Source organism: Caballeronia sp. LZ019 (genome assembly GCF_031450825.1).
Lineage (GTDB): Bacteria > Pseudomonadota > Gammaproteobacteria > Burkholderiales > Burkholderiaceae > Caballeronia.
The window spans coordinates 2,490,902-2,517,508 of sequence record NZ_JARTVZ010000005.1; the positions used below are offsets into that span (position 1 = coordinate 2,490,902).

General features: G+C 64.3%; 24 protein-coding genes. 18 read left to right on the plus strand and 6 right to left on the minus strand.

The features are described from left to right. The first annotated feature begins 87 nt into the window (after positions 1-87). Positions 88-2,166, plus strand: a complete 2,079-nt coding sequence (ligA, locus tag P9255_RS25120) for an NAD-dependent DNA ligase LigA (protein WP_309765034.1) — start codon at positions 88-90, stop codon at positions 2,164-2,166. Further along, complete coding sequence (gene def / locus P9255_RS25125; protein WP_309765033.1) at positions 2,163-2,696, plus strand: peptide deformylase; 534 nt, start codon at positions 2,163-2,165, stop codon at positions 2,694-2,696. The genes ligA and def overlap by 4 nt, the downstream gene beginning before the upstream one ends. A gap of 126 nt (positions 2,697-2,822) precedes the next feature. On the opposite strand, the gene P9255_RS25130 is transcribed toward def, so the two are convergent. From P9255_RS25130 to map, 5 genes are all read right to left on the minus strand, one after another. Next, the gene (locus P9255_RS25130) at positions 2,823-3,059 is read right to left on the minus strand and encodes a hypothetical protein (RefSeq protein ID WP_309765032.1); all 237 of its coding nucleotides are present in this window, start codon (positions 3,057-3,059) and stop codon (positions 2,823-2,825) included. 218 nt (positions 3,060-3,277) lie between these two features. After that, entirely contained in the window at positions 3,278-4,009 is a 732-nt protein-coding gene (locus tag P9255_RS25135; RefSeq protein ID WP_309790597.1) for an rRNA pseudouridine synthase, read from the minus strand. Next, on the minus strand, positions 3,928-5,319 hold the full coding sequence (locus P9255_RS25140; protein ID WP_309790598.1) for a hypothetical protein: 1,392 nt from the start codon (positions 5,317-5,319) through the stop codon (positions 3,928-3,930). The genes P9255_RS25135 and P9255_RS25140 overlap by 82 nt, the downstream gene beginning before the upstream one ends. Before the next feature lie 235 nt (positions 5,320-5,554). Continuing rightward, positions 5,555-8,140: a [protein-PII] uridylyltransferase gene (locus P9255_RS25145; RefSeq protein ID WP_309765030.1), complete on the minus strand. Its 2,586-nt coding sequence runs from the start codon at positions 8,138-8,140 to the stop codon at positions 5,555-5,557. A 53-nt stretch (positions 8,141-8,193) separates the two neighbouring features. Next, positions 8,194-9,003 (minus strand): type I methionyl aminopeptidase, encoded by an 810-nt coding sequence (gene map, locus P9255_RS25150; RefSeq protein WP_309765028.1) that lies wholly within the window; start codon positions 9,001-9,003, stop codon positions 8,194-8,196. 386 nt (positions 9,004-9,389) lie between these two features. Between map and rpsB the strand changes: the two genes are divergently transcribed. From rpsB to P9255_RS25230, 16 genes are all read left to right on the plus strand, one after another. Further along, complete coding sequence (gene rpsB, locus P9255_RS25155) at positions 9,390-10,142, plus strand: 30S ribosomal protein S2 (RefSeq protein ID WP_061124623.1); 753 nt, start codon at positions 9,390-9,392, stop codon at positions 10,140-10,142. Between the two features lie 134 nt (positions 10,143-10,276). Next, a complete protein-coding gene (gene tsf, locus P9255_RS25160; protein WP_309790797.1) occupies positions 10,277-11,158 on the plus strand; it encodes a translation elongation factor Ts in 882 nt (293 codons plus the stop codon). 246 nt (positions 11,159-11,404) lie between these two features. Then, a complete protein-coding gene (gene pyrH / locus P9255_RS25165; protein ID WP_035969505.1) occupies positions 11,405-12,118 on the plus strand; it encodes a UMP kinase in 714 nt (237 codons plus the stop codon). 101 nt (positions 12,119-12,219) lie between these two features. Then, a complete protein-coding gene (gene frr / locus P9255_RS25170; protein WP_309765026.1) occupies positions 12,220-12,780 on the plus strand; it encodes a ribosome recycling factor in 561 nt (186 codons plus the stop codon). A gap of 82 nt (positions 12,781-12,862) precedes the next feature. After that, entirely contained in the window at positions 12,863-13,645 is a 783-nt protein-coding gene (gene uppS, locus P9255_RS25175; RefSeq protein WP_309765025.1) for a polyprenyl diphosphate synthase, read from the plus strand. Further along, on the plus strand, positions 13,639-14,448 hold the full coding sequence (locus tag P9255_RS25180) for a phosphatidate cytidylyltransferase (RefSeq protein WP_309765024.1): 810 nt from the start codon (positions 13,639-13,641) through the stop codon (positions 14,446-14,448). The genes uppS and P9255_RS25180 overlap by 7 nt, the downstream gene beginning before the upstream one ends. A gap of 18 nt (positions 14,449-14,466) precedes the next feature. Then, positions 14,467-15,684: a 1-deoxy-D-xylulose-5-phosphate reductoisomerase gene (locus tag P9255_RS25185; protein WP_309765023.1), complete on the plus strand. Its 1,218-nt coding sequence runs from the start codon at positions 14,467-14,469 to the stop codon at positions 15,682-15,684. A gap of 7 nt (positions 15,685-15,691) precedes the next feature. Next, positions 15,692-17,074: an RIP metalloprotease RseP gene (rseP, locus tag P9255_RS25190; RefSeq protein WP_309765022.1), complete on the plus strand. Its 1,383-nt coding sequence runs from the start codon at positions 15,692-15,694 to the stop codon at positions 17,072-17,074. Between the two features lie 77 nt (positions 17,075-17,151). Continuing rightward, a complete protein-coding gene (gene bamA, locus P9255_RS25195) occupies positions 17,152-19,464 on the plus strand; it encodes an outer membrane protein assembly factor BamA (RefSeq protein ID WP_309765021.1) in 2,313 nt (770 codons plus the stop codon). An 86-nt stretch (positions 19,465-19,550) separates the two neighbouring features. Continuing rightward, positions 19,551-20,075 carry an OmpH family outer membrane protein gene (locus P9255_RS25200; protein WP_309765020.1) on the plus strand — a complete coding sequence of 175 codons (525 nt, stop codon included), beginning with the start codon at positions 19,551-19,553 and terminating at the stop codon, positions 20,073-20,075. Between the two features lie 30 nt (positions 20,076-20,105). Next, positions 20,106-21,185, plus strand: a complete 1,080-nt coding sequence (gene lpxD / locus P9255_RS25205) for a UDP-3-O-(3-hydroxymyristoyl)glucosamine N-acyltransferase (protein WP_309765476.1) — start codon at positions 20,106-20,108, stop codon at positions 21,183-21,185. 128 nt (positions 21,186-21,313) lie between these two features. After that, positions 21,314-21,778 carry a 3-hydroxyacyl-ACP dehydratase FabZ gene (gene fabZ / locus P9255_RS25210; protein WP_040049534.1) on the plus strand — a complete coding sequence of 155 codons (465 nt, stop codon included), beginning with the start codon at positions 21,314-21,316 and terminating at the stop codon, positions 21,776-21,778. 54 nt (positions 21,779-21,832) lie between these two features. Further along, complete coding sequence (gene lpxA, locus P9255_RS25215; protein ID WP_309765019.1) at positions 21,833-22,621, plus strand: acyl-ACP--UDP-N-acetylglucosamine O-acyltransferase; 789 nt, start codon at positions 21,833-21,835, stop codon at positions 22,619-22,621. 12 nt (positions 22,622-22,633) lie between these two features. After that, the gene (gene lpxB, locus P9255_RS25220) at positions 22,634-23,800 is read left to right on the plus strand and encodes a lipid-A-disaccharide synthase (RefSeq protein WP_309765017.1); all 1,167 of its coding nucleotides are present in this window, start codon (positions 22,634-22,636) and stop codon (positions 23,798-23,800) included. Further along, positions 23,800-24,513 (plus strand): ribonuclease HII, encoded by a 714-nt coding sequence (gene rnhB, locus P9255_RS25225; RefSeq protein ID WP_309790599.1) that lies wholly within the window; start codon positions 23,800-23,802, stop codon positions 24,511-24,513. The genes lpxB and rnhB overlap by 1 nt, the downstream gene beginning before the upstream one ends. Before the next feature lie 23 nt (positions 24,514-24,536). Then, positions 24,537-25,316 (plus strand): RNA methyltransferase, encoded by a 780-nt coding sequence (locus P9255_RS25230; protein ID WP_309765015.1) that lies wholly within the window; start codon positions 24,537-24,539, stop codon positions 25,314-25,316. Here P9255_RS25230 and P9255_RS25235 read toward each other — a convergent pair whose 3' ends face one another. Continuing rightward, a complete protein-coding gene (locus P9255_RS25235; protein WP_309765014.1) occupies positions 25,317-26,135 on the minus strand; it encodes a pyruvate, water dikinase regulatory protein in 819 nt (272 codons plus the stop codon). Positions 26,136-26,607: the final 472 nt, after the last annotated feature.

The window sequence follows — 26,607 nt, forward strand, 5'->3', positions numbered from 1 at the left end:
GCCGTCCGGCCGATGCCACGATTTTCCGATCTTCTGAGACAATCGACCGGGCGATCGACTGACTTACCTTTCTCTACAAGAAGCCGCATGTCCGCCAAGACCCAAGCCGAATCCGCCGCCACCGCGAACTCCGGAGCCGCCGTGCCCAGCGCCGACCGGCCCGAAGAGCGCGCCGCGTGGCTGCGCACGGAACTGGAACGCGCGAACTACGCGTACTACGTGCTCGACCAGCCGGAACTGCCGGACGCCGAATACGACACGCTGTTCAAGGAACTGCAGGGCATCGAGACCGAGCATCCGGATCTCGTGACGCCGGATTCGCCGACGCAGCGCGTGGGCGGACAGGTCGCCGAAGGCTTTGCGCCCGTCGTCCATGACGTGCCGATGCTGTCGCTCAACAACGGCTTCGCGGACGAGGACATCGCGGCATTCGACAAGCGCGTATCGGATGCATTGGGCGCGGCGCCGGTGCAGTACGCGTGCGAACTCAAGTTCGACGGTCTCGCCATCTCGCTGCGTTACGACGACGGCCGCTTCGTGCAGGCATCGACGCGCGGCGACGGCGCAACGGGCGAGGACGTCACGGCGAACGTGCGCACCATCCGCTCGATTCCGCTGACGCTGAAGGGCAGGAACGTGCCGAAGCGGCTCGACGTGCGCGGCGAAGTGCTGATGTTCAAGCGTGACTTCGACCGCCTCAACGCACGCCAGCGCGACGCCGGTCAGCGCGAGTTCGCGAATCCGCGCAACGCGGCGGCGGGCAGCCTGCGTCAGCTCGACCCGAAGATGACGGCGCAGCGGCCGCTGTCGTTTTTCGCGTACGGAATCGGCGTGCTGGACGGCGCGGACATGCCCGACACGCACGCGGCGCTGCTCGACTGGTACAAGGAAATGGGGCTGCCGGTGAATGCCGAGCGCGCGGTCGTCGAGGGCGCGGAGGGCTTGCTCGGATTCTTTCGTCAGACAGGCGAGAAGCGCGACAAGCTCCCGTACGACATCGACGGCGTGGTGTACAAGGTCAATCGTCGCGACGAGCAGGACAAGCTCGGTTTCGTTTCGCGCGCACCGCGCTTTGCGCTCGCACACAAGTTTCCGGCGCAGGAAGCCCTGACGGAACTGCTCGCCATCGACGTGCAGGTCGGCCGCACGGGCGCAATCACGCCGGTCGCGCGCCTCGCGCCGATTTTCGTCGGCGGCGCGACGGTCACGAACGCCACGCTGCACAACGAGGACGAAGTGCGCCGCAAGGACATCCGCATCGGCGATACGGTCATCGTGCGGCGCGCGGGCGACGTCATCCCCGAAGTGGTAGGCGCGATTCTCGACCGGCGTCCCGACGACGCGCGGGAATTCGTGATGCCGACGGAATGTCCGGTGTGCGGCTCGAAGATCGAACGCCTGCCGGACGAAGCGATCGCGCGCTGCACGGGCGGCCTGTTCTGTCCGGCGCAGCGCAAGCAGGCGCTCTGGCACTTCGCGCAGCGCCGCGCGCTCGACATCGACGGGCTGGGGGAGAAGATCATCGACCAGCTGGTCGAACAGAATCTGGTACGCACGCCCGCCGATCTCTTCAATCTCGGTTTCTCGACGCTGGCGGCGCTCGACCGCTTCGCCGACAAATCCGCGCAGAACCTGCTCGATTCGATCGACAAGGCGCGGCACACGACGCTCGCGCGTTTCATCTATGCGCTCGGCATCCGGCATGTGGGCGAATCGACGGCGAAAGATCTGGCGAAGCACTTCGGCTCGCTGGACCCGATCATCGCGGCGTCCGTCGAGCAATTGCTGGGAGTCAACGACGTGGGCCCGGTCGTCGCCGAGGCCATTCACAATTTCTTCAGCGAGGCGCATAACCAGCACGTGATCGAGCAGTTGCGCGTGAAGGTGTCGTGGCCGGAAGGGCCGCCCGCGCCGCGTGCGCCGCAGGGCGTGCTGGCGGGCAGGACGGTCGTGCTGACGGGTACGCTGCCCACGCTGTCGCGCGAGGAAGCGAAGGAAATGCTGGAAGCGGCCGGCGCGAAGGTGGCCGGTTCCGTATCGAAAAAGACCGACTACGTCGTGGCGGGCGCGGAAGCGGGCAGCAAGCTCGCGAAAGCGGAGGAACTCGGGGTTCCCGTTCTCGACGAAGACGGCATGAAGAAGCTATTGGAAGGAGTCACTCCATGATCCGAGAAATCCTGAAAATGGGCGATCCGCGGCTTTTGCGCATCGCTCAGCCTGTCGAACATTTCGACACGCCGGAACTGCACACGCTCGTGCAGGACATGTTCGACACGATGCGCGACGCCAACGGCGCGGGTCTTGCGGCGCCGCAGATCGGCGTCGACCTGCAGGTGGTCATCTTCGGCTTCGGGTACAACGAGCGCTATCCCGAAGCGCAGCCGGTGCCGGAGACCGTGCTCATCAATCCGATCATCATGCCGAACGGGCACGACATGGAGGAGGGCTGGGAAGGGTGCCTGTCCGTGCCGGGGCTGCGCGGCGCGGTGCAGCGGTATTCGATGATCCGCTATCAGGGCTTCGATCAGTACGGCAACGCAATCGAGCGGCTCGCCGATGGCTTTCATGCGCGCGTGGTGCAGCACGAGTGCGATCATCTGATCGGCAAGCTGTATCCGATGCGCATCACGGACTTCTCGAAGTTCGGCTTCACGGACGTGCTGTTTCCGGGACTCGATCCGTCGCGCGACGACTGACTAACGAGCCGGCGTAGAACTGGCGTACAACCGGCGTACAACCGGCGTACAACCGGCGTACAACCGGCGTACAACCGGCATGGCGGTCGAAGCGATGCAACCCGCTCCTTACGAGCGGGTTTTCTATTACGCGAACGTTCTCCGATTGCCGCTCGTGTCCTGCCGGCGAAACAGCGCGACATGCTCCGGTTTGGCGGACCCTTGCAGACGGCCATCGGGCAACCGGGCGATCACCATTTCGCCGATGCCAGGACTCGTTACGACGACTTCATCCTGTAGCGCGAGCAGCGCGTGGAGCCGTCGCCGGCCACTGACGATTTCCAGACCGGTTTTCGTTTCGCGAACGATGATCTCAACTGCCATGGCGAATATCCTCCTTGCCGTTCATTGCCGGATGCTTTGCTGAAGCCTTGCGCGTCCACCGGACGATGCGTCCTCGCGCGTTGTCTGCCTAACGGATCGACGAGCCATTTTCTTTAGCCAAAATGCGAACAAAAAATAACGGCGCGACCGGATGACCGATCGCGCCGTTTTTGTCGTCGAGCGTCGCGGATTCGCGACGTTGCGACATGGGCCAGGCGTCAGAAACTCTCGTTCGGGCCGAGGTAGCGCCATTGTCCGGGCGGCAGCGCGCCCAGTGTCACGCGTCCCATGCGGATGCGCTTCAGTCCGACCACTTCGAGCCCGACCAGCTCGCACATGCGGCGAATCTGCCGCTTCTTGCCTTCACGCAGCACGAAGCGGAGTTGCTCGCCGTTCTGCCAGCTGACTTGCGCGGTTTTGAGGGGCACGCCGTCGAGTTCGAGGCCGTGTCGCAGCAGCGCGAGTTTTTCGTCGGGGAACTGACGGTCGATGTCGGTAGTGTGCTCGCCGTATTGCACGCGTACGAGGTACTCCTTGTCGACTTCGGAATGTCCGCCGATGAGTTGCTTCGCGATGCGGCCGTCCTGCGTGAGCACGAGCAGCCCGGTCGAATCGATGTCGAGCCGTCCGGCCGGCGCGAGCGTGCGCAGATGGCCTGGCGTGAAGCGGATGCCCGACCGGTCCTCGTCCCAGTGATTCGACGGGTTGACGAGTGTGACCGCCGGTTCATAGCCGTCTTCCGCTTGTCCCGACACGTAGCCGACGGGCTTGTGCAGCAGGATGGTCACGAGTTGCGACTGCGCGGAATGCGCGGCCGGCAGGACTTCGATGTTCTGACCGGGGCGAATGCGCGTGCCGAGCGTGTCCATCACTTCGCCATCGACCAGCACCCAGCCTTTCTCGATCCATTCGTCGGCTTCGCGACGCGAACACAGGCCGAGTTCGGACATGACTTTCGACAGGCGGACGAGGCCGTCGTGATGGGGGCGGGGGGCGTTGCCGGTTTGCAGTGTGGGGGAATCGGCGTCGCGCGTGCGGTGGTCGTCGGCGCGCGGTTTGCGCTCGCTAAAGCTCGGGCGGGAGTCGTCGCTGTGCGCTTTGAATGGGCGGCGGTCGTCGTTGCGTTGCCCGAAGTTCGGGCGTGAGTCATCGCCGCGCGCTTTGAATGGGCGGCGGTCGTCATCGCGCGGGCCGCGATCGCCGAAGCTCGGGCGGGAGTCATCACCACGCGGATTGAACGGGCGACGTTCGTCGCTGCGCGGGCCACGATCGCCGAAGCTCGCGCGTGAGTCATCGCCACGCGGTTTGAACGGGCGACGTTCGTCGCTGCGCGGGCCACGATCGCCGAAGCTCGGGCGCGAGTCATCGCCACGCGGCTTGAAAGGGCGACGTTCGTCGCTGCGCGGGCCACGATCGCCGAAGCTCGGGCGGGAGTCATCGCCACGCGGTTTGAATGGGCGACGTTCTTCGCCACGCGGACCACGATCGCCGAAGCTCGGGGGCGAGTCATCGCCGCGTGGTTTGAACGGGCGGCGGTCGTCGCTGCGCGGGCCACGATCGCCGAAGCTCGGGCGGGAGTCATCGCCACGCGGTTTGAACGCGCGACGCTCGTCGCTGCGCGGACCACGATCGCCGAAGCTCGGGCGCGAGTCATCGCCACGCGGCTTGAAAGGGCGACGTTCGTCGCTGCGCGGGCCACGATCGCCGAAGCTCGGACGCGAGTCATCGCCACGCGGCTTGAACGGGCGACGTTCTTCGCCACGCGGGCCACGATCGCCGAAGCCCGGACGCGAATCATCGCCGCGCGGTTTGAAAGACCGACGTTCGTCGCCACGCGGGCCACGATCGCCGAAGCTCGGGCGCGAGTCATCGCCACGCGGTTTGAACGGGCGACGCTCGTCGCTGCGCGGGCCACGATCGCCGAAGCTCGGGCGTGAATCATCGCCACGTGGTTTGAACGGGCGACGTTCTTCGCCACGCGGACCCCGATCGCCGAAGCTCGGACGTGAGTCATCACCACGCGGCTTGAATGGGCGACGCTCGTCGCCACGCGGACCCCGATCGCCGAAGCTCGGACGCGAGTCATCGCCACGCGGTTTGAACGGGCGACGCTCGTCGCTGCGCGGACCACGATCGCCGAAGCTCGGACGTGAGTCATCGCCACGCGGTTTGAAAGACCGACGCTCGTCGCCACGCGGACCACGATCGCCGAAGCCCGGACGTGAGTCATCGCCACGCGGTTTGAAAGACCGATCGCCAAAGCCGGGTCTCAAGTCATCACCGCGTGAACCAGATCCGCGTCGCTCGTCACCGCGCGGACCCCGATCCCCAGAACCCGCCCGCGCCTGCGCAGGCTTCCCGCGCTTCACAAGCGCCTCATCCGGCGCTATCTCGCGCACGGGCTTGCGTCCGATGGAACTGCCGGAGCGGACCGGCGATCGCGTCGCCGATGTCGGACGCGGATGTTTGGCTGTCAGTTTGACGCGCATAAAGTCTCAGGCTGCGATCGCGCGCAGCAGTTCGGTTTCGACCTGGATCTGGGTACGGTTGGACGACAGGCTCTTGCCATCGAGCAAGAACACGTCTTCGACACGTTCGCCGAGCGTGTTGATGCGCGCCGCCTGGACGCCGATCCGGTGTTGCGCGAGCACGCGCGCGATGGAATAAAGAAGGCCCTGCCGGTCGTTTGCCGACACGGACAGGATGTAGTACTGGCCACGCTCGTCGGGACGCAAATCCACACGCGGCGTGACCGGGAAAGTGCGCACGAGCCGCGAGACGCGGCCCTTCGAGGGTTCCGGCAGAATGCTTTCGTCCGTCAGCCGTGCGCTGAGTTGCTGTTCGACGAGATTGGCGATGTCGCGGTAACTGCCATCGTGCTCCGGATGCGCCACGAGAAAGTTATCGAGCGCGTAGCCATGTCGCGTCGTGGTGATGCGCGCATCGAGCACGGACAGGCCGTTCCTGTCGAAGTACGCGCAGATGCCGGCGAACAGGTCCGGCCGGTCCTTCACATACACGAGCACCTGCAGCGCCGCGCCGATCGGCGAGGGGCGGGCGCGCACGATGGGCTGCTCGCTTTCGACGTGCCGATACAGCACGCGCGTCTGCCACGCGATATCGGCGGGATCGTGCCGCAGGAAATAGCCGACGTCGAGCTGCTCCCACAAGCGCCGCTGCGCGCCTTCCGGCACTGTTTCCAGCCGCAGGAGCGCGAGCGCCGACTCCTGGCGCGACTTGAGCTCCGAATGCGCGTCCGGCTGGGCGCCGCCGAGCACGGCGAGCGTCGCGCGGAACAGGTCCTCGAGCAGCTTGCCTTTCCAGTTGTTCCAGACCTTCGGGCTCGTGCCGCGAATGTCGGCAACGGTCAGCAGGTACAGCGCGGTCAGCCGCCGCTCGGTGCCGACGACCGACGCGAACTGCTTGATGACCTCGGGATCGCTCGTATCCTGCTTCTGCGCGACGTGACTCATCGTCAAATGCTGCTGCACGAGCCACACCACGAGTTCCGTATCTTCGCGGCCGATGTCGTGCTCGCGGCAGAAGCGGCGGGCGTCGACCATGCCGAGCGTCGAATGATCGCCGCCGCGGCCCTTCGCGATATCGTGAAACAGCGCGGCGACGTAGAGAATCCACGGGCGCTCGAAGTTGCCCATCAACTGGCTGCAGAAGGGGTACTCGTGCGCGTGTTCGGCGATGGCGAACCGGCGCAGATTGCGCAGCACCATCAGAATGTGCTGATCGACCGTGTAGACGTGATACAGGTCGTGCTGCATCTGCCCGACGATGCGCCTGAAGTTGATCAGATAGCGCCCCAGCACGCTCGTCTGGTTCATGAGCCGCAGCGCGTGCGTGATGCCTTCGGGCTGCTTCAGGATCTCCATGAAGAGACGCCTGTTCTCGGGATCGCGTCGCCAGTTGCGGTCCATCAGCTCGCGCGCATTGTAGATGGCGCGCAGCGTGCGCGCCGACAAGCCCTTCACGCCGCGCGTCTGCTCGTACAGCAAAAACGCTTCGAGAATGGCGTGCGGTTCGCGCTCGAAGACATGGTCGTCGGCGATTTCGAGCATGCCTTGCTTCTCGACGAACCGGTCGGACAGCACGCGCGTAATGCCCGATGTCGACGGGAAAAGCTGGGCCTCCACGTTCTGAATAAGGATGGTCGCGAGCTGCGTGACCGCCTTGGCCGCCCAGTAGTAGCGGCGCATCATCTGCTCGCTCGCGCGCTTGGCCGCCGTCGCCTTGAAGCCGAAACTCTCGGCGAGCGGCGTCTGCAGGTCGAAAACGAGGATGTCCTGACGGCGTTTCGCCACCACGTGCAGGCGCGCCCGCAGCATCTTCAGGAACGCTTCGTTGCGGCGCAGTTCGCGCGCTTCGCGTTCGGTGACGAGGCCGCGCGCATCGAGCTCGCGCCAGCTCGAGCCGAAGCCTGCCGCGCGCGTGATCCAGAGGATCAATTGCAAATCGCGCAGCCCGCCGGGGCTTTCCTTGATGTTCGGCTCGAGGCTATACGGCGTGTCCTGAAACTTGGCGTGACGCTGCCGCATTTCCAGCACCTTCGCCTGGAAGAATGCGCGGGGATCGAGCGTCTCTTTGTATCGTTCGGAAAAGCGCTGAAAGAGCTGAGCGTCGCCGCAGATGCGCCGCGCTTCGAGCAGGGACGTGAGCACCGTGACATCGTTGCTCGCTTCGGCGATGCATTGCTCGACCGACCGCACGCTGCTGCCGATATCCAGTCCGAGGTCCCACGCCATGCCGATGAATCGCTCGACGCGCGCGGTGAGCCCGGCGTCATCGGCGTGCGCGGCGGCATCGGGCAGGAGCACGAGGATATCGACGTCGGAGTAGGGCGCGAGCTCCCCGCGCCCATAACCGCCGACCGCGACGAGCGCGGCGTCCGCCGGCATCTCGCAAGCCGCCCACGCGCCCTTGAGGGCGTCGTCGGTCGTGCGGGCGAGCGCGTGCATCAGCGGTTCGACGCCGGTGGCAACCTTGAAGCGTTCGATGAGCGCGGCCTTCGCCGTCTTGTAGGCGGTGCGCAGCGTTTCGCAGGGCGTGGCGGCGGCGACAGTGGCGCTCATGAGTCGATTCGGTCGGCGTGGAGGGAGCAGCGAGATTCAGCGAAGAGGCAGGATCAGGCCGTGGCCGCGATGAGTTGCGACGGCGCCTGCGTCCCGGCCGATACCGTCAGCACTTCATAGCCGCCCGGCGTGACGAGCACCGTATGTTCCCATTGCGCCGACAGGCTGCGATCGCGCGTCTTGACGGTCCACTGGTCGGGCATCGTGCGGATATCGCGGCGGCCGGCGTTGATCATCGGCTCGACGGTGAAGATCATGCCCGCCTGCAACTCGATGCCCGTGCCAGGACGCCCGTAATGCAGCACTTGCGGCTCTTCGTGGAACACCTGGCCGATGCCGTGACCGCAATATTCGCGCACCACGCTGTAGCCCTGTGCTTCGGCGTGCTTCTGAATGGCATGGCCGATGTCGCCGAGGTGCGCGCCCGGGCGCACCTGGTCGATGCCGAGCCACATGCAGTCGAACGTCGTCTGCACGAGGCGCTTCGCGAGAATGGACCCTTCGCCGACGATGAACATGCGGCTCGTATCGCCGAAATAGCCGTTCTTGATGACGGTGATGTCGATATTGAGCGCATCGCCGTTCTTGAGCACCTTCTCGCTCGGGATGCCGTGGCAGATCACGTCGTTGACCGAGATGCAGGTGGCCTTCGGATAGGGCGGATAACCCGGCGGCTGATAATTGAGCGGGGCCGGCACCGTGCCCTGTTCCTTCACCATGTAGTCGTGGCAAAGGCGGTCGAGTTCTTCGGTGGTCACGCCCGGAACGATATGCGGCGTGATGAAATCGAGCACTTCGCTGGCGAGCCGGCAGGCGACGCGCATCTGCGCGATATCGTGATCGTTTTTCAGCGTAATGGACATGGATTGGCTCGGGATGCGCGGATTGCGTGAAAGGCGGGCGGAAACCGCCAAACCGGCATTATCGCACCTTTGAGATAGGGGACGCAGCGCGATCGGACCCGCGCGCGGCGAGTCCGCAGGGGGCGTGGCGCATGCCGCGGCGGTCGTCGCGTGGCTTGAGCCTCGCAATCCTCACATGCTATACTCACGGGCTAAGTCTCGGTCCGCGCTCTGCTTGCTTGTCGGCAGGATATACGCACGAACCGAAGGCTTGGAGCGTTGGCGGCGGTTCATATCGCCTCGACGCTTTTTCGAAACTCAAGCCGGCGCACCCAGGGTGTCTCGCGCGTTCAATGCAGCGCGGGATGCGGCAGCCGGCTTAAGACCCAACCCTCGCGGAGAATTTCATGGCAGTCACGATGCGTCAAATGCTGGAAGCCGGTGTCCACTTCGGTCACCAAACGCGCTTCTGGAACCCGAAGATGGCCCCCTATATCTTCGGTCATCGCAACAAGATTCACATCATCAACCTCGAAAAGACCCTGCCGCTCTACAACGACGCGCTGAAGTACGTGCGTCAGCTGGCAGCGAACCGCGGCACGATCCTTTTCGTCGGCACGAAGCGCCAGTCGCGCGACACCATCGCTCAGGAAGCAGCGCGCGCTGGCATGCCTTTCGTCAACGCCCGCTGGCTCGGCGGCATGATGACCAACTTCAAGACGCTGAAGGTCTCGATCAAGCGCCTGAAGGACATGGAAGCGGCGCTGGAATCGGGCGAAACCGAGCGCATGAGCAAGAAGGAAGCGCTTCTGTTCGAACGCGAAATGGTCAAGCTGCAAAAGTCGATCGGCGGCGTGAAGGACATGGGCGGCATTCCTGACGCAATGTTCGTCATCGACGTCGGCTACCACAAGATTGCCGTGACGGAAGCGAAGAAGCTCGGCATTCCGGTCATCGCCGTGGTCGACACGAACCACTCGCCGGAAGGCATCGACTACGTGATCCCGGGTAACGACGACGCGTCGAAGGCCGTCGCGCTGTACGCCGAAGGCGTGGCTGACGCCATCCTCGAAGGCCGCGCCAATGCGGTGAACGACGTCGTTCAGGCCGTGCGCAACGGCGAAGGCGACGAGTTCGTCGAGGTCAACGCAGAGGCGTAATCGAGCCCTGTGGCCGGTACAAAAGGGGGCTTTGCGAAAGGCCCCTTTTTTTTAAGCCGGCGCGATTCCGAAGCACTTCAGCCGTGGGCGTTTTCTGCCGGCGGCACGTATCAAACAGACTCAAGGAGCGAATGATGGCGGCAATTACCGCAAGCATGGTGGCAGAACTGCGCGCGAAGACCGACGCGCCGATGATGGAATGCAAGAAGGCCCTGACCGAAGCCGACGGCGACATGGCGCGCGCTGAAGAGCTGCTGCGCGTGAAGCTCGGCAACAAGGCGAGCAAGGCCGCGTCGCGCGTGACGGCCGAAGGCATCGTCGTCGCGCACGTCGAGGGCGGCGTGGGCGTGCTCGTCGAGCTGAACTGCGAAACCGACTTCGTCGCGAAGAACGACGACTTCATGGCATTCGGCAAGGGCGTCGCGGCACTGGTCGCGAAGAGCAACCCGGCCGATGTCGCCGCGTTGTCGGCGCTGCCGCTGGAAAGCACGACGGTCGACGCTGTGCGTCTCGCGCTCGTCGGCAAGATCGGTGAGAACCTGTCGATCCGCCGCTTCGTGCGTTTCGAAACCGCGAACAAGCTGGCCGCGTACCTGCACGGCACGCGCATCGGCGTGCTCGTCGAGTTCACGGGCGCGGACGAGCAAGTCGGCAAGGACGTCGCGATGCACGTCGCCGCGATGAAGCCGGTGTCGCTGTCGTCGGACGAAGTGCCGGCCGATCTGATCGCCAAGGAGCGCAGCATCGCCGAGCAGAAGGCAGCCGAGTCGGGCAAGCCGGCTGAAATCGTCGCGAAGATGGTCGACGGTTCGATCCAGAAGTACCTGAAGGAAGTGTCGCTGCTGAACCAGCCGTTCGTGAAGAACGACAAGCAGACCATCGAGCAGATGCTGAAGGCAGCCAACGCTTCGGTGCAGAAGTTCGCGCTGTTCGTGGTGGGCGAGGGCATCGAAAAGCGTCAGGACGACTTCGCGGCTGAAGTCGCAGCGCAAGTCGCAGCTGCCAAGCAGGGCTAAGTACGCAGCCCCGGGCGCGCGTCGTCGAAAGCGCGCGCGCCGTGCATCACCTGTTGTACCGGCGGCGACTTGTCGCCGCATCGAAATTTTGCGATCCGGTTCGCAGCGAGCGGCGGGCGCGGCATATTCGGTTTTTCCCGCATGCGCCGCGCCCGTCTGCCCGATCCGGCCCGCTTGCGGTAAGTAACGTTTCACCCCTACAGTTCTACGTTGTTGCAACCCTCCTCGGCGCGATCGGAACCTCATATGCCCACAGCCTACAAACGCGTACTCCTCAAACTCTCCGGCGAAGCCCTCATGGGCGACGATGCCTTCGGCATCAATCGCGCAACGATCGAAAGGATGGTGGCGGACGTCGCTGAAGTGGTGCGGTTGGGAACACAGCTGGCCGTCGTGATCGGCGGCGGCAACATTTTTCGCGGCGTCGCGGGCGGTGCAGCCGGCATGGACCGTGCGACCGCCGATTACATGGGCATGCTCGCCACGATGATGAACGCACTCGCGCTGCAAGACGCCATGCGCCACGCGGGCATCGAGGCGCGCGTGCAGTCGGCGCTGCGCATGGATCAGGTGGTCGAGCCGTACATCCGCCCCCGCGCCATTCGCCAGCTCGAAGAGGGCAAGGTCGTGATCTTCGCCGCCGGTACGGGCAACCCGTTCTTCACGACGGATACCGCCGCCGCGCTGCGCGGTTCGGAAATCGGCGCGGAAGTGGTGTTGAAGGCGACGAAGGTCGATGGCGTATACTCCGCCGACCCGAAGAAGGATCCGAGCGCCACGCGCTACAGCACGATCAGCTTCGACGAGGCGATCGGCCGCAATCTGCAGGTCATGGACGCTACCGCATTCGCGCTGTGCCGCGACCAGAAGCTGCCGATCCGCGTGTTCTCCATCACGAAGCCGGGCGCGCTGAAGCGCATCGTGCAGGGCGACGACGAAGGCACGCTCGTCCACGTGTAAACTCTTGCGTAACCGGGCGCCGCCCGCACCCGGCGTGGAAACGCGCCGGAAGATCGCGAAGGCGCCTGCATCGCCAGTAAACCAAGGTTTTGGAGGTTCAAATGAGTGTGGCTGACATTAAAAAGGGCGTCGACCAGAAGATGCAGCGGTCGATCGAAGCATTCAAGGCCGATCTCGCCAAGATTCGCACGGGCCGCGCGCACACCGGCCTGCTGGATCACATCCAGGTCGATTACTACGGCTCGAACGTGCCCATCTCGCAAGTCGCGAACATGACGCTCGTCGATGCCCGTACCATCGGCGTGCAGCCGTGGGAAAAGAAGATGGTGCCGGTCATCGAGAAGGCCATCCGCGAATCGGATCTCGGCCTGAATCCGGCGACCCAGGGCGACCTGATCCGCGTCCCGATGCCCGCTCTGACCGAAGAGCGCCGCCGCGAGCTGACGAAAGTCGTGAAGAGCGAAGGCGAGTCCGCGAAAGTCGCCGTGCGCAATCTGCGCCGCGATGCGAACGAGCAACTGAAGAAGCTCGTGAAGGACAAGGAAATCTCGGAAGACGACGAGCGCCGCGCAAGCGATGACGTCCAGAAGTTCACCGACAAGTTCGTCGCCGAAATCGACAAGCTCGTTCAGACGAAAGAAGCCGAAATCATGACGGTGTGAGGCCGTAGCCGGTCTTGCCAGCTCCGGCTCTCGTGATCCAGGGCTGGCGTTTCACCCCCGTCGATAACAAGATTCAGCGGCCATGACCTATACCAGCTCTACCGTTCGCGTGCCCGATGTCGCGGCTGTCCCGCGCCACGTCGCGATCATCATGGACGGCAATGGCCGTTGGGCGACCGAACGGCGTTTGCCGCGTGTCGCCGGTCATACGCGCGGCGTCGATGCGGTGCGCGCCACCGTCGAAAGCTGCGCGCGGCGTGGCGTCGAGTTCGTCACGCTGTTCGCGTTCAGTTCGGAAAACTGGCGCCGTCCTACCGACGAAGTTTCGTTTCTGATGCGCCTGTTCGTCACCGCGCTCGAGCGCGAGATCGGCAAGCTGCACGCAAACGGCATTCGTCTGCGCGTCGTCGGCGACGTCTCCATGTTCGACGACCGCATTCGCGCGCTTATCCAGCGCGCCGAAACCAAGACCGCACGCAATACGCGCCTCACGCTGACCATCGCCGCGAACTACGGCGGACGCTGGGACATCATGCAGGCGACGAAGAAGCTCATCGCGCAATCGCTCGAACAAGGCGCGCCGGCGCGCGTTGACGATGAATCGTTCGCCGAGCATCTTGCGATGGCTTATGCACCCGAGCCGGATCTCTTCATCCGCACGGGCGGCGAGCAGCGCATCAGCAATTTTCTGCTGTGGCAGCTCGCGTACACCGAGTTCTATTTCACCGACATCTACTGGCCCGACTTCGACGCCGCCGCGCTGGACCGCGCGATCGCTTCGTATGGCGGCCGTGAGCGCCGCTTCGGACGCACGAGCGCGCAACTCGCTTCCCAATCGCAGAAGGCCGACACCCTTTCATGCTAAAGACCCGTGTCATCACGGCAATCGTCCTGCTCGCGGTCCTCGTGCCGGTCACGCTGTTCGCGCCCATCGGGGCGTTCGCGGCGCTGATCGGTTTCGTCGTCGTGTTCGCAGCCTGGGAATGGGGGCGGCTCCTCAAGCTCAACGGCGCCGGCCCGGTCGCGTATGCGCTCGTCGCGGGACTCGCGCTGATTTTCAGCGCCTACGTCGTCGTACCGAAGCCGCTCTTCCAGATGGCCGCGATCTTCTGGGTGCTCGCGGGACCGTATGCGCTTTCCCGCAAGCCGGTGCTGGCCGCAGGCGCGTGGCGCGGGTTCCTTCTGTTCGCAGGAATCGTCGTGTTCGTCGCCTGCTGGCATGCGGTCGTTCAGGCGCGCATGCAGGGCGTGGCGTTCGTGCTATCGCTTCTCCTAGTCGTCTGGCTGGCCGACATAGGCGCATACTTCGCCGGAAAAGCGCTGGGCCGTCACAAGCTCGCGCCGTCGATCAGCCCCGGCAAAACCTGGGAAGGCGCACTCGGCGGCTGGGTCGCCGTCATGGTGATCGGGTCGATCGCCGCCGCCACCGGCGCCTACGCGCCCACCTTGTTCACGGCTTTCGTCGGCCATCTCGGCTGGGTTCGCGCGCTCGTCGCGCTGACCGTGCTGGTCGTGTTCAGCGTGGTCGGCGATCTATTCGAATCGCTGCTGAAGCGTCAGGCGGGCGTCAAGGATTCGAGCGGCCTGCTGCCGGGTCACGGCGGCGTTCTCGACCGCATCGACGCATTGTTGCCCGTATTGCCGATTGCCTTGCTGATGCTCGGCTGATCGGCCAGAGAAGATTCCATGCAAAAACGTCTTACATTGCTCGGTTCCACGGGCTCGATCGGCGACAGCACGCTCGACGTCGTCGCGCGGCACTCGGACCGGTTCTCGGTCTATGCGCTCACCGCCCACCGTAACGGCGACAAACTCGTCGCCCAATGCCTGCGCTTTCAGCCGGAAGTGGCCGTCGTCGGCGACGCCGAAACGGCTGCGCGCGTCGCGGCGGCGTTGCGCGCGGCGGGCAGCAAGACCGAGGTGACGCACGGCCCGGATGCGCTCGTCGAAGTCGCGCGCGCGGCGCAATGCGATACGGTCGTCGCGGCCATCGTCGGCGCCGCGGGCCTCGCGCCCACGCTGGCCGCGGCCCGCGCCGGCAAACGCATCCTGCTCGCGAACAAGGAAGCGCTCGTCATGTCCGGCCAGATTTTCATGGACGCAGTGCGCGACAACGGCGCGATCCTGCTTCCGGTCGACAGCGAGCACAACGCCGTGTTTCAGTGCCTGCCCGTGTGCACGGACAGCGAGGCGAAACTGCACGGCGGCGTGTCGAAGATCATTTTGACCGCGTCGGGCGGCCCGTTCCGCACCCGCGAACCCGCAACCCTCGTCGACGTCACGCCGGACGAGGCCTGCAAGCACCCTAACTGGGCAATGGGCCGCAAGATTTCCGTCGATTCGGCGACGATGATGAACAAGGGTCTCGAGGTCATCGAGGCGCATTGGCTGTTCGATCTGCCGGGCTCGCGCATCGACGTGCTGATCCATCCCCAGAGCGTGATCCATTCGATGGTGTCCTACGCGGACGGCTCCGTGCTCGCGCAACTCGGCAATCCCGACATGCGTACGCCGATCGCCCATGCGCTCGCGTATCCGGAGCGCGTCGATTCCGGCGTCGCGCCGCTCGATCTGGCGCAGATCGCGTCGCTCACGTTCGAGAAGCCCGACTTCGCGCGCTTTCCGTGTCTCGCGCTCGCCATCGAGGCGCTCGAGGCCGGCGGGATTGCCAGCGCGGCGCTGAACGCGGCGAACGAAATCGCCGTGGAAGCCTTCCTCGCGCGCCGCATCGGTTTCATGGCGATCGGCGGTGTAGTCGAACGCGTGCTGAACGCGTTGCCGAACGCCAGCGCCGCGTCGCTCGACGACGTGCTCGCCGCCGATGCGAACGCCCGCCGTCTCGCGTCCGGCTTCGTCGAAGCGCTCACTGCGAGCGCGCCAGGCGCCGAACCCATCGCCCATTGAGGCCGTCATGAACTTTCTGACCGAAATCGTCGCCTTCGTCGTCGCGATAGGCGTGCTCGTCGTCGTCCACGAATTCGGTCACTACAGCGTCGCGCGAATGTGCGGCGTCAAGGTGCTGCGTTTCTCGGTCGGCTTCGGCAAACCGCTCGTGCGCTGGGTCAGCAAGAAGACCGGCGTCGAGTGGACCATCTCGGCGCTGCCGCTCGGCGGTTACGTGAAGATGCTCGACGAACGGGAAACCGAAGGCAGCATTCCGTCGGAAGACCTGCCGCGCGCGTTCAACCGCCAGCCGGTGTCGAAGCGCATCGCGATCGTCGCGGCGGGGCCGGTCGCGAACTTCCTGCTGGCCATCGCGCTGTTCGCCGCGGTTTTCGCGGGCGGCGTCACGGAGCCGCAGGCCATCGTTTCGGCGCCGGCCTCCGATACGGCCGCCGCGCGCGCCGGCTTCGAGGGCGGCGAGCAGATCGTCTCGATGCGCGATTCGCAAGGCGGCGAGACGCAGCCCATTCGTTCGTGGTCCGATCTGCGCTGGAAGCTGCTCGACGCTTCGTTCGATCATCGGCGCATCGTGCTGACCGCGAAGACGCACGAGGGCACGTTCGATTTCCCGCTGACCGTGACAGGCATCACCGAAGCGGACGCCGAGCAGGACTTCATGGACAAGCTCGGCTTCACGCCGGGCGGCGGCACGCTGACGGTCGCGGGCGTGGAGGCGGGCAGTGCGGCGCAGAAAAGCGGGCTCGCCGCTGGCGACAAGCTGCGCGCCGTCGACGGCCGTCCGGTCGACAACGCGACGCGCTTCATCGACTACGTGAAGGCGCACGGCGGCAAGCCGGTGGCACTCGTCATCGAGCGCGGCGAAGGCAGCCAGGTCAGGCGCGATACGGTGCAGATCGTGCCGGACGTGAAGCGCGATGCATCGACGGGGCGGGACATCGGCCGCATCGGCGCTGCGCTCGCCAATCAGTTGCCGACCGTCGACGTGCGCTACGGTCCGCTCGAAAGCCTGCGTCTGGGCGTGAACCGCACCTGGGACATCAGTGTCTATTCGCTGCGCATGTTCGGGCGGATGATCATCGGCGAGGCGTCGCTCAAGAATCTGTCGGGGCCGGTGACGATTGCGGACTACGCCGGAAAGAGCGCGCGTCTCGGCGCGACGGCATTTATTTCTTTCCTGGCCCTCGTCAGCATCAGTCTCGGTGTGTTGAACTTGTTACCGATTCCCGTTTTGGACGGTGGGCATCTGTTATATTATTTGGTTGAAGCCGTTACCGGCAAGGCGGTGTCCGATCGCTGGCAGCTGGTCCTGCAACGGGCGGGCCTCGTCTGCATCGTCGCTCTGTCGATGATCGCGCTGTTCAACGACCTGACACGCCTCATCCGTTTTTGATCCATTTTGATAATCTCTGGCGTCGCGATACGAGCGACCGCCGGAACGAATGCAGCTTTAAATACTGGGGAAGCACGTTGTTCAAACCTCATCGCTTTGTTCCTAAGTCGGCTGTGGCCGCGGCGCTCGCCGCAACGGGCATGGCGGCTCACGCCACCACGCCGTTCGTCGTGCAGGATATCCGGATCGAAGGTCTCCAACGCATCGAGCCGGGCTCCGTATTCGCCTATCTGCCGATCAAGCAAGGCGAGACGTTCTCCGACGACAAGGCCTCCGAAGCGATTCGCGCACTGTACGCAACGGGGTTCTTCAACGACGTGCAGATCGCCACCGAGGGCAACGTGGTGGTCGTGCAGGTGCAGGAACGGCCGGCCATCTCGAACATCGAGTTCTCGGGCCTTCATGAGTTCGATAAAGACACCATCACGAAGGCGCTGCGCTCGGTCGGTTTGTCGCAGGGTCGCTCGTACGACAAGTCGCTGCTCGACAAGGCCGAGCAGGAACTGAAGCGCCAGTACCTGACGCGCGGCTACTACGCGGCGGAAGTGACCACCACGGTCACGCCGGTGGACCGCAATCGCGTGTCGATTCTCTTCTCGGTCGCCGAAGGCCCGAGCGCGAAGATTCGGCAGATCAACTTCGTCGGCAACAAGGCGGTCAGCACGGGCACGCTGCTCGGCGAAATGCAGCTGTCCACGCCGAACTGGTTCTCGTGGTACACGAAGAGCGACCTTTACGCGAAGGAAAAGCTGACCGGCGACCTCGAGAACGTCCGCTCGTATTACTTGAATCACGGTTACCTCGAGTTCAGCATCGACTCCACGCAGGTGTCGATCTCGCCGGACAAGAAAGACATGTACCTGACGGTCGCCGTGCACGAAGGCGAGCCGTACAAGGTCAGCAGCGTGAAACTGTCGGGCAACCTGCTCGACCGCGAAGCGGAACTGAACAAGCTGATCACGGTGAAGTCGGGGCAGTTGTTCTCGGCCGAGAAGCTGCAGGCGACCACGAAGGCGATCGTCGACAAGCTCGGCGAATACGGCTACGCGTTCGCGCAGGTCAACGCGCAGCCGGAAATCGACCAGGCGCATCACACCGTCGCGCTCACGCTCAACGTCGAGCCGAGCCGCCGCGTGTACGTGCGGCGTGTGAATATCGTCGGCAATACGCGCACTCGTGACGAAGTGGTGCGCCGCGAAATGCGCCAGCTCGAAAGCTCGTGGTTCGACTCGAGCCGGCTTGCGCTGTCGAAGGATCGTGTGAACCGTCTCGGCTACTTCACGGACGTGGACGTCACCACGACGCCTGTGGAAGGCACGAACGACCAGGTCGATGTCGACGTCAAGGTGGCCGAAAAGCCGACCGGCGCGATCACGCTGGGCGCGGGTTTCTCGTCGACGGACAAGGTCGTGCTGTCGGCGGGCGTCTCCCAGGACAACGTGTTCGGCTCCGGTACGAGCCTCGCGGTGAACGTGAACACGGCGAAGACGTACCGCACGCTGACGGTCACGCAGGTCGATCCGTATTTCACGATCGACGGCATCAAGCGCATCACCGACGCTTACTACCGCACTTATCAGCCGCTTTACTACTCGACGGATTCCAGTTTCAAGATCGTGACGATGGGCGCGGACACGAAGTTCGGCATCCCGTTTTCCGAGCAGGACACGGTGTTCTTCGGCGTCGGCGCCGAACAGAACACGATGGACACCGATTCGTCCACGCCGCAGTCGTATATCAACTACGTGAAGGAATTCGGTCGCGTAGTGAACAATTATCCGCTGACGGTCGGCTGGTCGCGCGACAATCGCGACAGCGCGCTCGTGCCGAGCCGTGGTTACTATCTGCAGTCGAACGCCGAATACGGCACGCCGCTCGGCAACACGACCTACGCGAAGTTCGACGCGCAGTTCCAGTATTACTACTCGTTCGCGCGCGGCTTCGTGCTCGGCTTCAACTTGCAGGGCGGCTACGGCAAGGGCCTGCAAGGTCAGACGTACCCGATCTTCAAGAACTACTACGCGGGCGGTATCGGCTCCGTGCGCGGCTACTCGCCGAGTTCGCTCGGGCCGCGCGACGGCAAGACGAACGACCCGATCGGCGGCTCGCGCATGGCGGTGGGCAATATCGAGCTGACCTTCCCGCTGCCGGGTACGGGCTATGACCGCACGCTGCGCGTGTTCACCTTCCTCGACGCCGGTAACGTATGGGGCGATCCGAACCAGGGTGGCACGAGCACCGGCGCGAACGGCCTGCGCTACGGCTACGGTCTGGGTCTTGCGTGGATCTCGCCGATCGGCCCGCTCAAGCTGAGCCTCGGCTTCCCGCTGCAGAAACACGATGGCGACCAGTATCAGAAGTTCCAGTTCCAGATCGGTACGGCGTTCTAAGCGCCGGCACCCGTTGAGAACGCGGACTTCATTCATTTCGACGTAACGTGAGGAACACTTTGCGAACCGGTAAGCTCTCGAAACACATGACGCTGGCGCTTGCGTTGTCGATGTTTCTCGGCCTCGGTGCGGTCGCGAAAGCGAACGCGCAGGAAGCGCGCATCGCTGCGGTGAATTCCGACCGCATCCTGCGCGAGTCGTCGGCTGCGAAGGCCGCCCAGTCCAAGCTGGAGCAGGAATTCTCCAAGCGGGACAAAGCTTTGCAGGACATGGCGCAGCGGCTCAAGTCGATGTCCGACAACATCGACAAGAATGGCCCGTCGATGGGGCCGACCGACCGCGCAGCGCGCCAGCGCGATCTCGCCCAGCTCGACGCGGACTTTCAGCGCCGGCAGCGCGAGTTCCGCGAAGACCTGAATCAGCGCCGCAACGAGGAACTCGCGGCGGTGCTGGATCGCGCGAACAAGGTCATCAAGCAGATCGCAGAGCAGCAGCACTACGACCTGATCGTGCAGGAGGCGGTGTACGTGAGTCCGCGCATCGACATCACGGATCAGGTGCTGAAGGCGCTCGCGGCCACGAGCCAGGGCGGCGGCACGAGCCCGAACTGACGAGGAGTCTTCATACGCATGGCATCAGGCATGGCGATCACGCTCGACGAACTGGTCAGGCGCTTTGGCGGCGAAGTCGTGGGCCAGGGCGCGCATCGCGTCGAGGGCCTTGCGCCGCTCGACAAGGCTGGCCCGGCGCAACTCGCGTTTCTCGCGAATCAGAAGTACCTGCCGCAGGTCGAGTCGACCCGCGCGGGCGCAGTGCTCATCTCGCGGGCGGACCTGGACAAACTGACGGCGCCGCGTGAAGGCAGCAACTTCATCGTCACGCCGAATCCTTACGCCTATTTCGCGCGCGTGGCGCAGGCGTTCATCGAGTTGTCGACACCGAAGGTTGAACCGGGCGTCCATCCGAGCGCATTCGTCGATCCCGCCGCGAAGGTGGCGGCAAGCGTGGTAATCGGCCCGCATGTGACGGTCGAAGCCGGTGCGGTCGTCGGCGAACGCGTCAGGCTGGACGCCGGCGTATCCGTCGGCGCTGGCGTCAGGCTCGGCGACGACGTCCATTTGTATCCGAACGTCACGGTCTATCATGGTTGCAAGCTCGGCGCGCGCGTGATCGTGCACGCCGGCGCGGTGATCGGCGCGGACGGTTTTGGCTTCGCGCCCGATTTCGTCGGCGAAGGCGATGCGCGCACCGGAAGCTGGGTGAAGATCCCGCAAGTCGGTGCGGTGCAGATCGGCGACGACGTGGAAATCGGCGCGAACACGACGATCGACCGCGGCGCCATGGCGGATACGGTCATCGAAGAATGCGTGAAGATCGACAACCTGGTGCAGATCGGCCATAACTGCCGTATCGGCGCGTACACGGTCATCGCGGGTTGCGCGGGCATCGCGGGCAGCACGAACATCGGCAAGCATTGCATGATCGGCGGGGCAGTGGGCATTGCGGGTCACGTGACGCTGGCGGATTACGTGATCGTCACGGCGCAATCGGGCGTATCGAAGTCTCTGACCAAGCCCGGCATGTACACGAGCGCATTCCCGGCCGTCAGCCATGCGGACTGGAACAAGAGCGCCGCGCTGGTGCGCAATCTGGATAAGCTCCGCGACCGCATCAAGGCGCTCGAAACGGCGCTGGCCGACAAGAAAACCGGCGAAGCCTGAGCGCCCGGCAGATTCGGGAAGCAACCGGACAGGCCGGTTTGGCGGAGCTGCCCGGCAAGTACGAATTTCATGCGGGCGTTCGACGCCCGCAGTCACTACCGCGCAAGACACGCGCGAGCAGAACGACCATGAGCACAGAAAAAATCAACCTCGACATTCACAAGATCCTCACGCTGCTGCCGCATCGGTATCCGATCCTGCTCGTGGATCGCGTGCTCGAACTCGAGCCGCACAAGAGCATCAAAGCGTTGAAGAACGTCACGATCAACGAGCCGTTTTTCCAGGGGCATTTCCCGACGCGGCCCGTAATGCCCGGCGTGCTGATTCTCGAAGCACTCGCGCAAACCGCTGCGCTGCTGACGTTCGCCGAAGAGCCGCACGACCCGACGACCACGCTCTACTACTTCGTCGGCATCGACGGCGCGCGTTTCAAGCGCGTCGTGGAACCGGGCGATCAGCTGATCCTGAACGTCAACTTCGAGCGGTACATGCGAGGCATCTGGAAGTTCAAGGCGCGCGCCGAAGTGGATGGCGTGACCGCCGCCGAAGCCGAACTCATGTGTACCGTGAAGAATACGGACGCCAGCGCCTGAAGCAGCGCAAGCGGACGGACAGCATACGCAACACAGCATTGAGAGGCGAGGCGCATGACCACCATTCACCCCACCGCGATCATCGAGCCGGGCGCTCAGATCGACGATTCCGTCGAGATCGGACCGTACGCGATCGTCGGTGCGCACGTCGTCATCGGCGCGGGCACGACCGTCGGGTCGCATAGCGTGATCGAAGGCCACACGATGATCGGACGGGACAACCGCATCGGCCATTACGCGTCGATCGGCGGGCGTCCGCAGGACATGAAGTACAGGGACGAGCCGACTCGTCTGGAAATCGGCGACCGCAACACCATCCGCGAATTCACGACGCTGCATACAGGCACGGTGCAGGACCAGGGCCTGACGTCCATCGGCGACGATTGCTGGATCATGGCTTATGTTCACGTCGGCCACGACTGCCGGCTGGGCAACAACGTCATCATGTCGAGCAACGCGCAACTGGCGGGGCACGTCACTGTTGGCGATCACGCGATCGTCGGCGGCATGTCGGGCGTGCACCAGTTCGTGCGGATCGGCGCGCATTCGATGCTGGGCGGCGCTTCCGCGCTCGTGCAGGACGTGCCGCCGTTCGTGATCGCCGCCGGCAACAAGGCGGAACCGCACGGGATCAACGTCGAAGGTCTGCGCCGGCGCGGCTTCACGCCCGAGGCCATCTCGGCGCTGCGCTCGGCGTATCGCATCGTCTATAAGAGCGGCCTGTCGCTCGAAGAGGCGAAGACGCAGCTTCGCGAACTGAGCGTGGCGGGCGGCGAGGGCGATGCGCCCGTCAAGGCTTTCACAGACTTCATCGCGGCGTCGCAGCGCGGCATCATCCGCTGAACGCGTATTTCGATGACGTTGATCACCACTGCCCCGCGAATCGCGATGGTCGCGGGCGAGCCCTCCGGCGATCTGCTCGCGGCATCGCTGCTGAAGGGCCTGCACGAGTGCTTGCCGGCCGACACGCGGTATAGCGGCATCGGCGGGCCGCGCATGACGTCGGCGGGTTTCGAAGCGCACTGGCCGATGGACAAGCTCACCGTGCGCGGCTATGTCGAAGCGCTGCGGCACATCCCCGAGATCCTCGGCATTCGCAACGAACTGAAGCGCCAATTGCTTGCGGAGCCGCCGTCGGTGTTCATCGGCGTGGACGCGCCCGACTTCAATTTCGGGCTCGAGCAGCCGTTGCGCGAAGCGGGCATCCCGACCGTCCATTTCGTGTGTCCGTCCATCTGGGCGTGGCGCGGCGGGCGCATCAAAAAGATCGTGAAAGCGGTCGATCACATGCTGTGCGTCTTTCCGTTCGAAACCGCGTTGCTGCAGAAGGCGGGCGTGGCGTCGACGTATGTCGGCCATCCGCTCGCCGATGAAATTCCGCTGGAACCGGACGTCGCGGGTGCGCGGCGCGAGTTGGGCATCGCAGAAGGCGGGCCGGTGATTGCCGTGTTGCCGGGCAGCCGGCGCTCGGAAATCGCGCTGATCGGCCCGACGTTCTTCGACGCCATGGAACTGATGCAGCTTCGGGAGCCGGGCGTGCGTTTCCTGATGCCCGCGGCGAACCCCGCGCTGCGCGAACTGCTGCAGCCGCTCGTGGAGGCGCATCCGCATCTGTCGCTGACCATTACCGATGGCCGCGCGCAAACCGCGATGACCGCCGCCGACGCCATCCTCGTGAAAAGTGGAACGGTGACGCTCGAAGCGGCGCTGCTTAAAAAGCCGATGGTCATCTCGTACAAGGTGCCCTGGCTCACCGGCCAGATCATGAAGCGGCAGGGTTACCTGCCTTACGTGGGCTTGCCGAATATTCTGGCGGGGCGCTTCGTCGTGCCGGAAATCCTGCAGCATTTCGCGACGCCCGAAGCACTCGCGGACGCGACGCTGAAACAGTTGAACGACGACGCGAACCGCCGTACGCTGACCGACATCTTCACCGATATGCACATCGCGCTGCGCCAGAACACGTCGCAGCGAGCGGCTGAAGCGGTCGCGCGGGTGCTGGAAACGCGAGGGGCGCGGTAATGGCGACTCAGGCCAGTCGACAGAAAGCGCAAAGCGGGCTCGACTTCAGCTCGCCGCTGGACCTCATCTGCGGCGTCGATGAAGCCGGGCGCGGCCCGCTCGCGGGACCGGTCGTGGCGGCGGCGGTGATCTTCGATCCCGCCAGGCCCCGAATCAACGGCCTCGACGATTCCAAGGCGCTGACCGCGAAAAAGCGCGAAGAGTTGTACGAGAAGATCGTCGATCGCGCGCTGGCTTTCTGCATCGCGTCGGCGAGCGTCGAGGAAATCGACACCATCAACATCCTGCACGCGACCATGCTCGCGATGAAGCGCGCGGTCGAAGGGCTGGCCGTCGCGCCGACGCTCGTCAAGATCGATGGCAACCGCTGCCCGACGCTGTCGATTCGCAGCGAGGCCGTGATCGGCGGCGACGCGCTCGTCAAACAGATCTCGGCCGCGTCGATTCTTGCGAAGGTCACGCGCGACCGCATGCTGGTCGAGTTGCACGAGACGTATCCCGTGTACGGTTTCGCTGCGCATTCGGGCTACGGCACGCCGCAGCATCTGAAGGCGCTGCGCGAACATGGGCCGTGCGAGCATCATCGCCGGTCGTTTGCGCCTGTGCGTGAAGCGCATGCCTTGTTCTTCGGCTCCGTGCTGCCGGACATCGCGCCCGAAGTGCTGCACGCCGCCGAGACGCAAGACGGCGACTCGGACGCGCTAGCGTTCTGACCGCGACCGCGACCGAATTCAACGTGAAATCCATCACTTCGCGGGACAACCCGCTCTACAAGCGCCTGAAAGCGCTCGCCGGCTCTACCGCACAACAGCGGCGCAGCGGCCACGCACTGCTCGAAGGGCTGCATCTCGCCGCCGCTTATCTCGATACCGCCGGTCAGCCGGAAACGTGCGTCGTCACCGAAGGCGCGCTGACGCATGCCGAAGCGCGTGAAATCGTGGCGCGCATCGAAGAAAGGCGAGTGGTCGTTTTGCCTGATGCGCTTTTCGGCCAGCTTTCAAGCGTCGTGCACGGCGTCGGCATGTTGTTGCTCGTCGAGAAGATCGGCGCGGCGTTGCCCGATCGCGTGAGCGAAACCTGCGTGATTCTCGACGGCGTTCAGGACGCGGGCAACGTCGGTTCCATTCTGCGCAGCGCGGCAGCGGCCGGCGTGACACGCGTGTTCTGCGCGCCGGGGACGGCGTATGCGTGGTCATCGAAGGTGCTGCGCTCGGGCATGGGCGCGCACTTCCTGCTCGACATCTTCGAGGACGTCGGGCCGTCCGGCCTGATCGCGCGCCTCGATGTGCCGGTCACCATCACCGATTCGCACGGCGCCGTCGCCATCTACGATTGCGATCTGTCGCCGCCGCTTGCCTGGGTTTTCGGGAACGAAGGCGCGGGCGTGTCGCAGGTCTGGCGCGATGCCGTGACGCATCGCGTGACCATTCCGCAGCCGGGGGGCATGGAGTCGCTGAATGTCGCGGCTGCGGCGGCGATCTGTCTTTTCGAGCAGTGCCGCCAGCAGCGCGCCTGATCAGTAGTAGGAAGGCCGCTCGGGCTTGATCTCTTGCAGGATGGTCGTGGCGATTTCCTCGATCGACTTGTGCGTTGACGAGAGCCACTTGATACCCTCGCGCTTCATCATGCTTTCCGCTTCGTTGATCTCGTAGCGGCAATTCTCCAGCGCAGCGTACTTGCTGCCCGGCCGGCGCTCGTTGCGGATTTCGGCGAGGCGCTGCGGGTCGATGGACAGCCCGAACATCTTTTCCCGATGATCCAGCAACGGCGTCGGCAACTTGCCGCGCTCGAAGTCCTCGGGAATCAGCGGATAGTTCGCCGCCTTCACGCCGTATTGCATCGCCAGATAAAGGCTCGTCGGCGTTTTGCCGCTGCGCGATACGCCGACCAGAATCACATCGGCTTCGGTGAGATTGCGATTCGACTGACCGTCGTCGTGAGCGAGCGAGAAGTTGATCGCCTCGATGCGGTTCTTGTATTCCTCGGTATCGGCGTTCTGGTGGACGCGGCCCATCGCGTGCGTCGACTTGATTTCCAGTTCGTGCTCGAGCGGCTCGATGAACGTCTGAAACATGTCGAGCACGAGCGCATTGCAGCGCTTTACGATCTCATTGGACTCGCTGTCGACGAGCGTCGTGAAGACGATCGGACGGCGGCCATCGAGCGATACCGCCTCGTTGATCTTCTCGACGGTCGCATGCGCCTTGTCGATGGAATCGACGAACGGCACGCGCACGAGCCGGAACTTTTGGTCGAACTGGGCGAGGATCGAGTGCGCGAAGGTTTCGGCAGTGATCCCGGTACCGTCGGAAACGATGAATACGGAGGGCGGCATCGGCGGCTGATCAGAAGGGAACGTGTTGCGTTGAAGGTGCTCAAAGGGTAACGCCGGCGACGCGGCGCGGGTGCGAGCCGCTGTGTTACATTGAGCGACCCGTGCATGTGCGCAGGCGAACCATGAGGCGTGAAACACCTCGATTTTGCCGTGGAATGACTGTCTCTGCTGAGACAAATTCCATATACGGCACGGTAGAATAGCGGCAACCTGTTCGATAAGCAATTGCGGACAATTCGAGTCGGATTTTCGTCGAATCGCGGTCGTTTCGTGGCTTTTTGCGGCTTAAAGGCACGATCAGAGCACATTCGGACGGCCGCTTCCTTCTGTCCCGTGCGTGGTCCGCACGAGCCCATGTCTTGAGCGAAGGCTTATCAAACAGGTTGTACGAGATGCGGCGGCGCTTCCAATGAGCGCCGCCGCATGTGAGCCCACTCGTGCGATCGTGAATTCCATCCACCTTAGGGGCTTG